Genomic DNA, 13492 nt, shown 5'->3' with positions numbered 1-13492 from the left:
CAAGCGAGGCCCGGCACGCCCGCGCAGCGCCAGCTTGCGCCCGGCGGCACTTTGGCTGTATAAGCACGGCATTCAACGATCTCACAAACGATCATCTGGTCGGTTGAGAGTGGGTTCCGTCGCCGGGGCCCGCTCTTTTTGCATTGCGGATCGTAAGGCGATCCGACGAGGACGATGAGCGAAACCGAAGCCCACGCTACTGACGCCAACGACCTGCCCGAGGGCCGCCTCGACGAGCCGCGTCTCGTCATCGAGACCGGTCCGGCCGCGCGCGTCGCCGCCATTGTCGGCCCGGTGCTGGAAGGCCTCGGCTTCCGCCTGGTGCGGGCGAAGATATCCGGCGGCAGCCCGCCGACCCTGCAGATCATGGCCGAGCGCGCCGACGGCTCCTTCGGCATCGACGAATGCGAGGCCGCGAGCCGCGCCATCTCGCCGGTGCTCGACGTCGAGGACCCGATCACCGGCGCCTATAATCTCGAAATGTCCTCGCCCGGCATCGACCGGCCGCTGGTGCGCGTTTCCGATTTCGTGCGCTGGGCCGGCCATGACGTTAAAATCGACATGGCCGTGCCGGTGGACGGTCGCAAGCGCTTTCGCGGCATATTGGTCGGCGCCAAGGGTGACGAAGCGCTGCTGCGCCTGCCCGATGCCCCGGCCGGCGCGCCCGACACCGTCTCCCTGCCGATTGCCGACATTGGCGACGCGCGCCTCGTGATGACGGACGCGCTGATCCGCGCCGCCCTGCGCCGCGACAAGGCGCTGCGCGAAGGCGCCGGCATCGACGAGGACGACATCGACACCGCCGATATCGGCGACGTGCCGCTCGACGACGAGGCGGACGACGATTCCGACAGCGACGATTCCGGAACGGAACGTTCGTTTGACGGAGATGGCGGCGGCGTGCTGCGCGTCATCCCGCCGAAGAAGATGCCGGTTCGCGGCAAGCAGGCGTCCAAGCCCCTGCTGAAGCCCAAGGGCGCGGCGAAGCCCGGCAAGAAATCCAACGCCAAACGCAAATCCCATGCGAAGGAGACGCATTGATGGCCGTCGTCAGCGCAAACCGGCTCGAACTGCTGCAGATCGCCGATGCGGTCGCGCGTGAAAAATCGATCGACCGGAGCATCGTGATCGCCGCGATGGAAGATGCGATCGCCAAGGCGGCGCGCTCGCGCTACGGCGCCGAGACCGACATCCACGCCGAGATCAACGCCCGCACCGGCGAACTTCGCCTCGCCCGCCACCTTCTGGTGGTCGAGCAGGTCGACAACCCGGCCGTCGAGATTGATCTGGTCGGCGCGCGCCGGCTGAACCCGGCGGCGCAGATCGGCGATTCGATCGCCGACACCCTGCCCCCCTTCGACTTCGGCCGCATTGCCGCGCAGAGCGCGAAGCAGGTCATCGTGCAGAAGGTGCGCGAGGCCGAGCGCGACCGGCAATATGACGAGTTCAAGGACCGCATCGGCGAAATCGTCAATGGCGCGGTCAAGCGCGTCGAATATGGCAACGTCGTCGTCGATCTCGGCCGTGGCGAAGCCTCGCTGCGCCGCGACGAGCTGCTGCCGCGCGAAGTGTTCAAGACCGGCGACCGCATCCGCGCCTATGTCTATGACGTGCGCCGCGAGCAGCGCGGCCCGCAGGTGTTCCTGTCGCGCACCCATCCCCAGTTCATGGCCAAGCTGTTCGCGCAGGAAGTGCCGGAGATCTATGACGGCATCGTCGAGATCAAGTCGGTAGCCCGCGATCCCGGCTCGCGCGCCAAGATCGCCGTCACTTCGCGCGATTCCTCGGTCGACCCGGTCGGCGCCTGCGTCGGCATGCGCGGCTCGCGCGTGCAGGCCGTGGTGAACGAGCTGCAGGGCGAGAAGATCGACATCATCCCGTGGTCGCAGGACGTGGCCACCTTCATCGTCAACGCCCTCGCCCCGGCCGAAGTGGTCAAGGTGGTGCTCGACGAGGACCGCGAGCGTATTGAAGTTGTGGTCCCGGATGCCCAACTATCCCTCGCGATCGGCCGCCGCGGCCAGAATGTGCGCCTCGCCTCCCAGCTGACCGGCTGGGACATCGACATCATGACCGAGGCGGAAGAGAGCGAGCGGCGCCAGAAGGAATTCGCCGAACGCACCAAGATGTTCGCCGAGGCGCTCGATCTCGACGAGATGATGGGCCAGCTCCTCGCTTCCGAAGGCTTCGCCTCGGTCGAGGAAATCGCCTATGTGGCGCTGAACGAGCTGGCGAGCATCGAGGGCTTCGACGAGGACACGGCGCAGGAGCTGCAGAACCGCGCCCTCGCGCATCTCGCGCAGGTCGAGGCCGAGTATGACGAGCGCCGCAAGGCGCTCGGCGTCGAGGACGCGCTGCGCGAAGTGCCGGGCGTCACCTCGCCGATGCTGGTGGCGTTCGGCGAGAACGACATCAAGACGGTTGAGGACCTTGCTGGTTGCGCCACCGACGATCTCGTCGGCTGGACCGAGCGCAAGGACGGCGAGGTTATCCGCGTGGCCGGCGCGCTGGAGGGCTTCGAGCTTTCCCGCGAGGAGGCCGAGCAGCTGGTGATGCAGGCCCGCGTGAAGGCCGGCTGGATCAGCGCCGACGATCTCGTTGCCGCGTCCGATGACGCGGCCGAGGCCGGCGAGGAGACCGACGCCGACGAGAACCCGGCCTGACGGCTGGTTCCACGGCTCGATCGACGCGGCCGCCACACGAGGCGGCCGGCACAGACGCGGTTTGAGGACCGAAGGAATGGCAGCGGTGACGGACGAGACGGCGCCTCCAGCGGCGGACCCGGACGACACCGAAGCGGGCGCAACCGATGTCGGGCTGACCGACGCCGGCCTGCCCGATGCGGGCCGGGCGCCGAGCCGGCTGTGCATCGCCAGCCGGGCGGTGCGCCCGGTGGAGGAGATGCTGCGCTTCGTCGTGGCGCCGGATGGCACGGTGGTGCCGGACATCCACGCCCGGCTTCCCGGGCGGGGCGCCTGGGTGACGGCACGGCGCGCCGTGCTGGCCGACGCAATGAAGAGGAAGGCGTTTTCGCGCGCCTTTCGCGGTAAAGGACGTGCCGACGCGGCACTGCCCGACCTCGTCGGGCAGTTGCTGGAGAAGGACGCGCTCAGCGCCCTCGGCCTGGCCAAAAAGGCCGGGCAGGTGGTGACGGGCAACGCCAAGGTGATCGAGGCGCTGCAGAGCGGGAAGGTCGCGGTGCTCATGCACGCGAGCGAAGCCGCCCCGGACGGGGCCGCCAAGCTCGATGCGCTGGCGCGGCGGATCGGTGAAGCGGCCGGCCGCGGGATTGCCCGCATCGACAGCTTGCCGGGAACACAATTGGACTTGGCGCTGGGGCGGGCAAATGTGGTACATGCTGCGCTGCTCGCGCATCCGACGAGCGCGGGGTTCCTCGCGCGCATGAAAAGGCTCGAAGGCTGGCGCGCGGAATAAGCAGGCTGGCCGACGATAGTGGGGCCTTTCCGCATGAGGCGGAAAGGTACAGGAACGGATACCGAATGACCGATACGAAGAACCCGGGCGAGAAGACGATGGGCGTCGGACAGGGTGGCAAGAACACCCTCACGCTCAAGCGACCTGTCGAGCAGGGCGTCGTCCGCCAGAGCTTCAGCCATGGACGGTCCAAGTCCGTCGTGGTGGAGAAGGTAAAGCGCCGCGTGCTCGGCCCGGGCGACAAGCCCGAGGCGCCGGCTGCGGCCGCACCCGCTGCGCCTCCGGCCGCCGCTGCTGCTGCGCCCGCCGCCCCGGCCGCACGCCCGGCGGCACCGGCCCCCGCGCGCCCGGCGCCCAGCGCCGCGCCGGCGAGCCAGCCCGCCGCGTCCAGCCAGCCCTCCGGCCGGCCGCCGCTGCGCACCCAGCCCTCCCCGGGCGCCAATCTTTCCAGCCCCCGTCCGGCCCCGCAGGGCAGCCGCCCGGGTGGCGTGGTGCTGCGCACCCTTACGGAAGAAGAAGCCCGCGCCCGCACCGCCGCCCTCCAGGACGCCCGCGTCCGCGAGGTCGAGGATCGCAAGCGCGCCGAGATCGAAGCCGTGCGCCGCGCCGAGCGCGAGGCCCGCGAGAAGATCGAGCGCGACGCCGCCGAAGCCCGCAAGCGCGAGGAAGACGCGCGCCGCGCCTTCGACGAGGAAGCCAAGCGCAAGTCCGAGCAGGAGGCGCGCAAGCGCTTCGGCGATGACCAGCCCGCCGCCGCCTCGGCGCCGGCCGGCAATGCGCCCCGCGCCGCCACGCCCGCCAGCCCGTCGTCGGCGCCTGCCGCTCCCGGCGCGCCCCGCGTCGCCACGCCGCGCGGCCCGATGGATGCCGAGGAGGACGATCGTCGTCCGGTCCGTCGCGGTCCCGGCGGCGCCCCGGCCCGCCCGGCCGCCCCGGCCAAGCCGACCCGTCCCGCCGGTCCCGAGAAGAGCCGCGGCCGCCTGACCGTCGTCACCGCCCAGTCGTCGGATGACGAGCGCCAGCGCTCCGTCGCCTCGTTCCGCCGCCGCACCCAGCGCATGAGCGGCCATCGCCATGTCGAGGCGAAGGAAAAGATCGCCCGCGAAGTCATCGTGCCGGAGACCATCTCCATCCAGGAGCTGGCCAACCGCATGGCCGAGCGCGCGGTCGACGTCATCCGCCTGCTGATGAAGCAGGGCCAGATGGTGAAGATCACCGACGTGATCGACGCCGACACCGCCCAGCTCATCGCCGAGGAGCTCGGCCACAGCGTGCGCCGCGTCGCCGAATCCGACGTGGAAGAAGGCCTGTTCGACACCACGGACACCGACGAGCACCTGGAATCGCGCCCCCCGGTCGTGACCATCATGGGCCATGTCGACCACGGCAAGACCTCGCTGCTGGACGCCATCCGCAAGGCCAATGTCGTTTCCGGCGAAGCCGGCGGCATCACCCAGCATATCGGTGCCTATCAGGTCACCTCGCCGCTCGGCGGCAAGGTCACCTTCATCGATACGCCCGGCCACGCCGCCTTCACGGCGATGCGCGCCCGTGGCGCCAAGGTGACGGACATCGTGGTGCTGGTGGTGGCGGCCGATGACGGCGTGATGCCGCAGACCATCGAGGCCATCAACCACGCGCGCGCTGCCAAGGTGCCGCTGATCGTGGCTATCAACAAGATCGACAAGCCGGACGCCAAGCCCGAGCGCGTGCGCAGCGAATTGCTGCAGTTCGAGGTTCAGGTGGAAAGCCTCGGCGGCGACACGCTGGAAGTCGAGGTCTCCGCCAAGGCGCAGACCAATCTCGACAAGCTGCTGGAGCTGATCAGCCTGCAGGCCGAAGTGCTCGACCTCAAGGCGAACCCCGACCGCGACGCGGAGGGCACCGTCATCGAGGCCAAGCTCGACCGTGGCCGCGGCCCCGTCGCGACCGTGCTGGTGCAGCGCGGCACGCTGCGTGTCGGCGACATCGTCGTCGCCGGCGCCGAGATGGGCCGCGTGCGCGCCCTGATCGACGACAAGGGCGCCAACGTCACCAGCGCCGGTCCGTCCTTCCCGGTCGAGGTGCTCGGCTTCAACGGCACGCCGGAGGCGGGCGACCGTCTCGCCGTGGTCGAGAACGAAGCCCGCGCCCGCGAGATCACCGACTACCGCCAGCGCCAGAAGCGCGAGAAGGCGGCGGCCCGTTCCGCCACCGTCCGCGGCTCGCTGGAGCAGATGATGAGCCAGGCCAAGACGGCCGGCCGGAAGGAATTCCCGCTCATCATCAAGGGCGACGTGTCGGGCTCCATCGAGGCGATCACCTCCTCGCTGGAGAAGCTAGGCACCGACGAGGTGCAGGCCCGGATCATCCACTCCGGCGCCGGCGGCGTGAACGAGAGCGACGTGACGCTGGCCGAGACGGCCGGCGCGGCGATCATCGCCTTCAACGTGCGCGCCAACAAGGAAGCCCGCGACGCGGCCGAGCGTGCCGGCATCGAGATCCGCTACTACAACATCATCTACGACCTGGTGGATGACGTGAAGGCGGCGATGGGCGGCCTGCTCGCCCCGGTGAACCGCGAGACCATGCTCGGCAACGCCCTCATCAAAGAGATCTTCGCGGTCTCCAAGGTGGGCAAGGTCGCCGGCTGCCTGGTCACCGACGGCACGGTCGAGCGCGGCCAGCATGTCCGCCTGATCCGCGACAACGTGGTGATCCACGAAGGCAAGCTCGCCACGCTCAACCGCTTCAAGGATGCGGTCAACACGGTGCAGTCCGGCCAGGAATGCGGCATGTCCTTCGAGAACTACCAGGACATGCGCGCCGGCGACGTCATCGAGTGCTACCGCGTCGAAGTCGTGCAGCGCACGCTCTGAGCGGACACGTTCCGGCCGTTCCCGCACGCGGGGGCGGCCTTTCCACGGGAGCGCGCGGTCCAAGCCCGTTCGCTCCGGTCGAGGCCGGCCCCTTTGCCCCCTGATGCGGGCGGGGCCTTGAAGGTTTTATCGCATGAAGAACAAAGCGAGCTCGGGCGCCGGCCCGAGCCAGCGCCAGCTGCGCGTGGGCGAGCTGGTGCGCCACGCCCTCGCCGAGATCCTGGCGCGGGGCGACCTGCCGGATCCGGCGCTGGCCCGGGTGGTGATCACCGTGCCGGAAGTGCGCATGAGCCCCGACCTGAAGATCGCCACCTGCTATGTCATGCCGCTCGGCGGCAAGGACCCGAAGGCGGCCATCGCCGCGCTGGCGACCAATGCCAAGCCGCTGCGCGGCGCGATCGGCCGCCGCGTCGCGCTGAAATCCATCCCCGAGCTGCGCTTCCGCATCGACACCTCCTTCGACGAAGGCTCGCGCATCGACGCCCTGCTGCGCCTGCCGCAGGTGAAGCGCGATCTCGACGGAACCGACACCGACCCGAACGACAGCCGAGAGGACGAGGCATGAACGGCCCGCTCGAGACCAGCAGCCTGGGCGAGGACGATACCGCTCCCGCCGGCGCCGCTGCCGAAACCCATTCCGACCCCCGCGAGGCGGCCCCCGACGCCCAGCGCGACGCGCCGCGCAAGCGCCGGCCCAAGCGCGACGTCGATGGCTGGGTGCTGCTCGACAAGCCGGTCGGCATGACCTCGACCCAGGCGGTCGGCGCGGTGAAATGGCTGTTCCAGGCCAAGAAGGCCGGCCATGCCGGCACGCTCGACCCGCTCGCCTCCGGCTGCCTGCCGATCGCGCTCGGCGAGGCCACCAAGACCGTCCCCTTCGTCATGGACGGCCGCAAGGTCTACCGCTTCACCGTGCGCTGGGGCGTCGAGACCGACACCGACGACAGCGAGGGCCAGCCGACCGAAACCTCCGAGCTGCGCCCGACGCGCGAGGCGATTCTCGACCTGCTGCCCGGCTTCCGTGGCGAGATCGAGCAGGTTCCGCCGAACTATTCCGCGCTCAAGATCAATGGCGAGCGCGCCTATGACCTCGCCCGCGACGGCATCGAGGTGCAGCTCGCCGCCCGCACGGTGGTGATCCATTCGCTCGAACTGGTCGAGCAGCCGGATGCCGACCACGCGGTGTTCGAGGCCGAATGCGGCAAGGGCACCTATGTGCGCTCGCTGGCGCGCGATTTCGGCCGGGCGCTTGGCGCGCGCGGTCATATTTCGGCGCTGCGCCGCACCCGCGTCGGCACCTTCCCCGAGGAAGAGCTCATTCCGCTGGCCAAGCTGCGCGAGGTTTCCGAGGCGATGGACGACGCGCCGCCGAGCTACGCCCTGCGCCCGGTCGAGATCGGGCTCGACAGCCTGCCGGCGCTGCGCGTCTCGTCCTCGGACGCCGCCCGCCTCGCCCATGGCCAGCCGATCATTCTGCGTGGGCGCGACGCGCCGGTGCTGGAAGGCCCGGTCGCCATCACCGCCGGCGGGCGCCTCATCGCGCTCGGCGAGGCCGAAGCCGGCGAGATCCACCCGAAGCGGATCTTCCACTCGGCCAAGTGATCATCGGCGGGGGCGCCGCCGCCTCGCGCCGCCCCCTTTGGCCCGCTGACCCGCCACTAGCACCTGCGGCGTTTTCGTGTATGGTGCGCGCGCGTCGCGGACCCCCTCGTCCGCGCGAACCCATTGTTGCATCGACCGTGCTGGACGACATCCCGGCTCGGCCCGCGGCAATGGTCCGAAGCGGCGCGCAAGCGCTTCTTCACCCCCTCCCTTATGGAAAAGGAGTTTCCGATGTCGATCACTGCCGAGCGCAAGCAGGCGCTCATCAAGGAATACGCCACCAAGCCGAACGACACCGGCTCGGCGGAAGTGCAGGTTGCGATCCTCACCGAGCGGATCAGCAATCTCACCGGCCACTTCAAGGGCCACGCCAAGGACAACCACTCCCGTCGCGGCCTGCTCAAGATGGTGTCGGCGCGTCGCGGTCTCCTCGATTATCTCAAGAAGACCGAGGAAGCCCGCTACAAGTCGCTGATCCAGCGCCTGGGCATCCGCCGCTGAGTTAGACGCGAGGCTCGCGCCGCCATGGTGCGGGCCTCGTGCTGCGAAAGACGGCGCGCGCGGAGGACCCGCAGCGCCGAGAACGTAAGCATGAGTGGCGGGCATGGGGCTCGCCGCGACCGATAGTGAAGCGGCGCGCCATGGCAGGATCGCCGGAGGCTCGATTTCGTAAGGCACGCCCTCGCTGAGGCGCCACCGCCCGAACCTCTCGCCGTCTTGCCCATGGCCCCGCTTCGGAAAGCCAGAGACAGACATGTTCGATATTCACCGCGAGGAACTCGACTGGGGCGGGCGCACGCTCACCCTCGAGACCGGCCGCATGGCGCGCCAGGCCGATGGCGCCGTGCTCGCGACCTATGGCGACACCACCGTGCTCGCCACCGCCGTCTCCGCCAAGTCGGCGAAGCCCGGCCAGGACTTCTTCCCCCTGACCGTGAACTACCAAGAAAAGACCTACGCCGCCGGCCGCATCCCCGGCGGCTACTTCAAGCGCGAAGGCCGCCCGAGCGAGAAGGAGACGCTCGTCTCCCGCCTCATCGACCGCCCGATCCGCCCGCTCTTCGCCGACGGCTACAAGAACGAGACGCAGGTCGTCGTCACCGTGCTCTCGCACGACCTCGAGAACGATCCGGACATCGTGGCGCTGGTCGCCGCCTCGGCCGCCCTCACCCTGTCGGGCGTGCCCTTCATGGGCCCGATCGGCGGCGCCCGCGTCGGCTTCATCGACAATGAATATGTGCTGAACCCGACCACCGACGAGGTCAAGGAATCGGCGCTCGACCTCGTGGTCGCCGGCACCGCCGACGCCGTGCTGATGGTCGAGTCCGAGGCCAAGGAACTCTCCGAGGACGTGATGCTCGGCGCGGTCATGTTCGGCCACCGCCACTTCCAGCCGGTGATCGACGCCATCATCCGCCTTGCCGAGAAGGCCGCCAAGGAGCCGCGCGACTACGCCGCTCCGGATCATTCGGCGCTTGAGGCCGAGGTGCGTGCCCTGATCGACGGCGATCTGCGCGCCGCCTACAAGATCGTCCGCAAGCAGGATCGCTACGAGGCGGTCGGCAATGCCAAGGCGAAGGCCAAGGCGCACTACGCCGCCCAGGCTGCCGAAGGCAAGGCCGTGCCGGACGCCCAGGTGCTCGGCGAAGTGCTCAAGGAGCTCGAGGCCAAGATCGTCCGCTGGAACATCCTCGACGAGGGGATCCGCATCGACGGCCGCGACACCAAGACCGTCCGCCAGATCGTCGCCGAAGCCAGCGTGCTGCCGCGCGCCCACGGCTCCGCACTGTTCACCCGCGGCGAGACGCAGGCCCTCGTGATCGCCACCCTCGGCACCGGCGAGGACGAGCAGTTCATCGACAGCCTGGAAGGCACCTATAAGGAGCGCTTCCTGCTGCACTACAACTTCCCTCCCTTCTCGGTCGGCGAGACCGGCCGCATGGGTTCGCCCGGGCGCCGCGAAATCGGCCATGGCAAGCTCGCCTGGCGCGCCATCCGCCCGCTGCTGCCGCCCGCGCACGAGTTCCCCTACACGCTGCGCGCCGTCTCGGAGATCCTGGAGTCGAACGGCTCCTCCTCCATGGCGACCGTCTGCGGCACCTCGCTCGCTCTGATGGACGCCGGCGTGCCGATGCGCCGCCCGGTGGCCGGCATCGCCATGGGCCTCATCCTCGAGGGTGAGAAGTTCGCCGTGCTCTCCGACATTCTCGGCGACGAGGATCACCTCGGCGACATGGACTTCAAGGTGGCCGGCACCGACAAGGGCGTCACCGCCCTGCAGATGGACATCAAGATCGCCGGCATTACCGAGGAGATCATGAAGGTCGCCCTCGCCCAGGCGAAGGATGGCCGTCATCACATTCTCGGCGAGATGAACAAGGCGCTCACCGGCGCCCGTTCCGAGCTCGGCGAGCATGCCCCGCGCATCGAGGTGATCCAGATCCCGGTCGACAAGATCCGTGAAGTGATCGGCTCGGGCGGCAAGGTGATCCGCGAGATCGTCGAGAAGACCGGCGCCAAGATCAACATCGAGGACGACGGCACGGTGAAGGTCGCCTCCGCCTCCGGCGAATCGATCAAGGCGGCGCTGAACTGGATCAAGTCCATCGCCTCCGAGCCCGAGATCGGCCTGATCTACGAGGGCACGGTGGTGAAGGTCGTCGATTTCGGCGCCTTCGTGAACTTCTTCGGCGCCAAGGACGGGCTCGTGCACGTCTCGCAGCTCGCCAAGGAGCGCGTGGCCAAGCCTTCCGACGTCGTCAAGGAAGGCGACAAGGTGAAGGTGAAGCTGCTCGGCTTCGACGAGCGCGGCAAGACCCGCCTGTCGATGAAGGTCGTCGACCAGGAGACCGGCGAGGACCTCGAAGCCAAGGCGAAGCCCGCCGAGGACACCGAGGCCGGCGCCGCCGAGTGATCGGCCGTCAGCTTCCGTAGAGTTTGAACGGGGCGCCTTCGGGCGCCCCGTTTTTTATTGCCGGAGCCTAGCGCCTTCGGGCGCCCCGTTGCGTTCAGGGAGCGCGGCGCCTTCACCCCGCTGGCCGGCCGAGGGCCGTCATGGCCGGGCGTGTCCCGGCCATCTACGTCTTCGACGGCGACGGAAGGCGTGGATCCCCGGGCCAAGCCCGGGGATGACGGCGTACGCGGCGAATGACGCAGGAGGCCCGGCTATGACAGCCTGCATCGGGGCCAGCGGGGGCGCCGGTGCATCGTCTCACCCGAACGCGTCGAGCCCCCGCGCGATCGCGTCGCGCTCCCAGCCGGCCGCCAGCGCCAGGGTGAGCAACAGCCGCGCCTTCACGCCGCCCAGCAGCCCGGCGGACAGTGCGCCGCGCGCCAGCAGGTCGACCTCCGAGCCGGGATAGCCATAGGTCCGCTCGAATACCGGGCCGGCCAGCGTGCGGCTCGCCAGCACCACCGGGATGCGCGTGGCCACCTCGCCGACGATTTCGGCCATCGCCCCCGGCACATGGCCGGCGCCCGCCCCCTCGATCACCAGCCCGGTGTAGCCGAGGCCCGGCACCGCCCGCAGCAGCCGGCCATCGTCGCCCATGGCGATTTTCAGCAGCGCGACAGGCGGGAGGGCACCGTCCGGAGTAGCGAGCGCCGGCAGGCATGGACGCGCCACGCGGGTGAGAATCCGCACCCGCCCTTCCGCCACCAGCCCGAGCGGGCCGGTCATCTCCGAGACGAAGGCCGAGGTCAGCGCGGTATGCGCCTTGCGCACGAAGCGGGCGGCGTGGATCTGGTCATTCATCACCACCAGCGTGCCGAGCCCCCTTGCGGCTTCGCTGGTGGCGACCAGAGCGGCGGCGAGCAGGTTGGCCGGTCCGTCGGCCCCCGGCTGCTGCGGCCCGCGCATGGCACCGACCACCACCACCGGGCGCTCCCCCGGCACCAGAAGATCGAGCGCGAAAGCGGTTTCCTCGATGGTGTCGGTGCCCTGGATGACCAGCGCGCCGTCAAATCCCTGCGCGAAGGCGGCACGGATCTCGCCCGCCACGGCGACGATGTTCTCCAGCGTCAGCGAGGCGCTGCCGACCTTCAGCGGCGAGCGCGCCTCGATGTCGGCCACCTCGGCAAGGCCGGGCACGGCGGCCACCAGCTCGGCGGCGCCGAGTGTCGGGGAAATGCCCCCGCCGGCGCCCGCCGTCATGGTGATGGTGCCGCCGAGGGAAAGTACCAGAAGGCGGGGACGCGGGGGCGAGGCAGACATGGCAGACCCTGGTTCGACGGAGCGGCCACGATCATAGCCGCCCGCCGCGCCTCCTGTCAGGCGCTCACGCCGCCACGCTTATCCCGGCCAGCTCCGCCGGCATCGGCCCGCCGGTCGCCCAGTCCAGCAGTTCCACCGTGTGCACCACCGGCAGGCGCGTGCCGCCGCCGATCTGCGTCATGCAGCCAATATTGCCGGCGGCCACCACCTGCGGGTCGGTGCGCTCGATATTGACCACCTTGCGCGCCCGCAGCCGCGCCGCGATCTCCGGCTGGAGAATATTGTAGGTGCCGGCCGAACCGCAGCACAAATGCCCCTCGGCCGGCTCCAGCACGGTGAAGCCCACCGCCGCCAGCAGCGCCTTGGGCGGGGTGCGCACGCGCTGGCCGTGCTGCAGCGAGCAGGCGGAATGATAGGCGACGCGGATGCCGGGGGCGATGACCGGCGCCGGCAGTTCCTGCGCGGCCAGGAATTCGCTGACATCCATGGCCAGCGCCGACACCCTCGCCGCCCGTTCGGCATAGGCCGGCTCGCTGCGCAGCATGTGGCCGTAATCCTTGATGGTGGTGCCGCAGCCCGAGGTGGTGACGAGGATGGCGTCCAGCCCCTCACCCTCGATCTCGCGCATCCAGGCGTCGACATTGGCGCGGGCATTGGCGAGCGCGAGGTCCTCCTTGCCCATATGGTGGGTGAGCGAGCCGCAGCAGCCGCCCCCCACCGGCCGCACGATCTCCACCCCCATCCGCGTCATCAGCCGGATCGCCGCCGCGTCGATCTCCGGCCGCAGCACCGGCTGGGCGCAGCCATCGAGCAGGGCGACGCGGGCGCGGCGGGCGCCCTGCGCCGCGAACCGGCGCACGCCCTCGTCGGCCGAGCGCGTCGCCGGACGGGCGGGGGCTAGGCGCAGCATGGCGGCGATGGGGCGCAGGCCCGGCACCGCCTCGAACAGCCCGGCGAAGGGCCGCGCCAGCATGGCGCCGCCGATGGCGAGGCGGAACAGCGTGCGGCTGGGCAGCACCCGCGCCAGCAGCGCCCGGGTCAGCCGGTCCATCAGCGGGCGATTATAGGTCTTCTCCACATGGTCGCGCGCATGGTCGACCAGGTGCATGTAGTGCACGCCGGAGGGGCAGGTGGTCATGCAGGAGAGGCAGGAGAGGCAGCGGTCGATATGCTTGGCCACCTCCTGCGTCGCCGGCCGGTCATTCTCCAGCATGTCCTTGATCAGGTAGATCCGTCCGCGCGGGGAATCCAGCTCGTCGCCCAGCAGCACATAGGTCGGGCAGGTGGCGGTGCAGAAGCCGCAATGGACGCATGCGCGCAGCACCTGCTCGGAGCGGGCGGTCTGCGGATCGGCGAGCTGGGCGAGGGAGAAACTGGTCTGCAT

Annotated in this window: 10 protein-coding genes; 8 read left to right on the top strand and 2 right to left on the bottom strand. The window is 69.8% G+C overall.

Annotated elements, in window-relative coordinates; translation table 11 throughout:
• Positions 1-174 precede the first annotated feature (174 nt).
• From rimP to pnp, 8 genes are all read left to right on the top strand, one after another.
• Positions 175-1041 (top strand): ribosome maturation factor RimP, encoded by an 867-nt coding sequence (rimP, locus tag ACQY76_RS07495; protein ID WP_428032256.1) that lies wholly within the window; start codon positions 175-177, stop codon positions 1039-1041.
• Positions 1041-2663, top strand: a complete 1623-nt coding sequence (nusA, locus tag ACQY76_RS07490) for a transcription termination factor NusA (protein WP_428032255.1) — start codon at positions 1041-1043, stop codon at positions 2661-2663. The genes rimP and nusA overlap by 1 nt, the downstream gene beginning before the upstream one ends.
• Positions 2664-2739: 76 nt before the next feature.
• A complete protein-coding gene (locus ACQY76_RS07485; RefSeq protein ID WP_428032254.1) occupies positions 2740-3435 on the top strand; it encodes an RNA-binding protein in 696 nt (231 codons plus the stop codon).
• Between the two features lie 65 nt (positions 3436-3500).
• Complete coding sequence (infB, locus tag ACQY76_RS07480; protein WP_428032253.1) at positions 3501-6293, top strand: translation initiation factor IF-2; 2793 nt, start codon at positions 3501-3503, stop codon at positions 6291-6293.
• A gap of 133 nt (positions 6294-6426) precedes the next feature.
• Positions 6427-6858, top strand: a complete 432-nt coding sequence (gene rbfA / locus ACQY76_RS07475; protein WP_428032252.1) for a 30S ribosome-binding factor RbfA — start codon at positions 6427-6429, stop codon at positions 6856-6858.
• On the top strand, positions 6855-7895 hold the full coding sequence (gene truB / locus ACQY76_RS07470; RefSeq protein ID WP_428032251.1) for a tRNA pseudouridine(55) synthase TruB: 1041 nt from the start codon (positions 6855-6857) through the stop codon (positions 7893-7895). Before rbfA ends, truB begins: the two co-directional genes overlap by 4 nt.
• A 231-nt stretch (positions 7896-8126) precedes the next feature.
• Entirely contained in the window at positions 8127-8396 is a 270-nt protein-coding gene (gene rpsO / locus ACQY76_RS07465) for a 30S ribosomal protein S15 (protein WP_131833466.1), read from the top strand.
• Positions 8397-8649: 253 nt separating this feature from the next.
• A complete protein-coding gene (gene pnp, locus ACQY76_RS07460) occupies positions 8650-10809 on the top strand; it encodes a polyribonucleotide nucleotidyltransferase (protein ID WP_428032250.1) in 2160 nt (719 codons plus the stop codon).
• Positions 10810-11106: 297 nt separating this feature from the next.
• Here the strand turns inward: pnp and ACQY76_RS07455 are convergent, their stop codons facing one another.
• A complete protein-coding gene (locus ACQY76_RS07455) occupies positions 11107-12108 on the bottom strand; it encodes an asparaginase (RefSeq protein ID WP_428032249.1) in 1002 nt (333 codons plus the stop codon).
• A gap of 64 nt (positions 12109-12172) precedes the next feature.
• Positions 12173-13492: a glycolate oxidase subunit GlcF gene (gene glcF, locus ACQY76_RS07450; protein ID WP_428032248.1), complete on the bottom strand. Its 1320-nt coding sequence runs from the start codon at positions 13490-13492 to the stop codon at positions 12173-12175.

The organism is Ancylobacter sp. (assembly GCF_965279025.1).
In the GTDB taxonomy this organism is placed as follows: Bacteria; Pseudomonadota; Alphaproteobacteria; order Rhizobiales; family Xanthobacteraceae; genus Ancylobacter.
This window is presented reverse-complemented; position numbering and strand designations above follow the sequence as displayed.

Excerpts from the sequence above, each read along its gene's own strand:
- rimP (WP_428032256.1), top strand. The coding sequence starts at position 175 with ATGAGCGAAACCGAAGCCCACGCTACTGACGCCAACGACCTGCCCGAG.
- nusA (WP_428032255.1), top strand. The coding sequence starts at position 1,041 with ATGGCCGTCGTCAGCGCAAACCGGCTCGAACTGCTGCAGATCGCCGAT.
- ACQY76_RS07485 (WP_428032254.1), top strand. The coding sequence starts at position 2,740 with ATGGCAGCGGTGACGGACGAGACGGCGCCTCCAGCGGCGGACCCGGAC.
- infB (WP_428032253.1), top strand. The coding sequence starts at position 3,501 with ATGACCGATACGAAGAACCCGGGCGAGAAGACGATGGGCGTCGGACAG.
- rbfA (WP_428032252.1), top strand. The coding sequence starts at position 6,427 with ATGAAGAACAAAGCGAGCTCGGGCGCCGGCCCGAGCCAGCGCCAGCTG.
- truB (WP_428032251.1), top strand. The coding sequence starts at position 6,855 with ATGAACGGCCCGCTCGAGACCAGCAGCCTGGGCGAGGACGATACCGCT.
- rpsO (WP_131833466.1), top strand. The coding sequence starts at position 8,127 with ATGTCGATCACTGCCGAGCGCAAGCAGGCGCTCATCAAGGAATACGCC.
- pnp (WP_428032250.1), top strand. The coding sequence starts at position 8,650 with ATGTTCGATATTCACCGCGAGGAACTCGACTGGGGCGGGCGCACGCTC.
- ACQY76_RS07455 (WP_428032249.1), bottom strand. The coding sequence starts at position 12,108 with ATGTCTGCCTCGCCCCCGCGTCCCCGCCTTCTGGTACTTTCCCTCGGC.
- glcF (WP_428032248.1), bottom strand. The coding sequence starts at position 13,492 with ATGCAGACCAGTTTCTCCCTCGCCCAGCTCGCCGATCCGCAGACCGCC.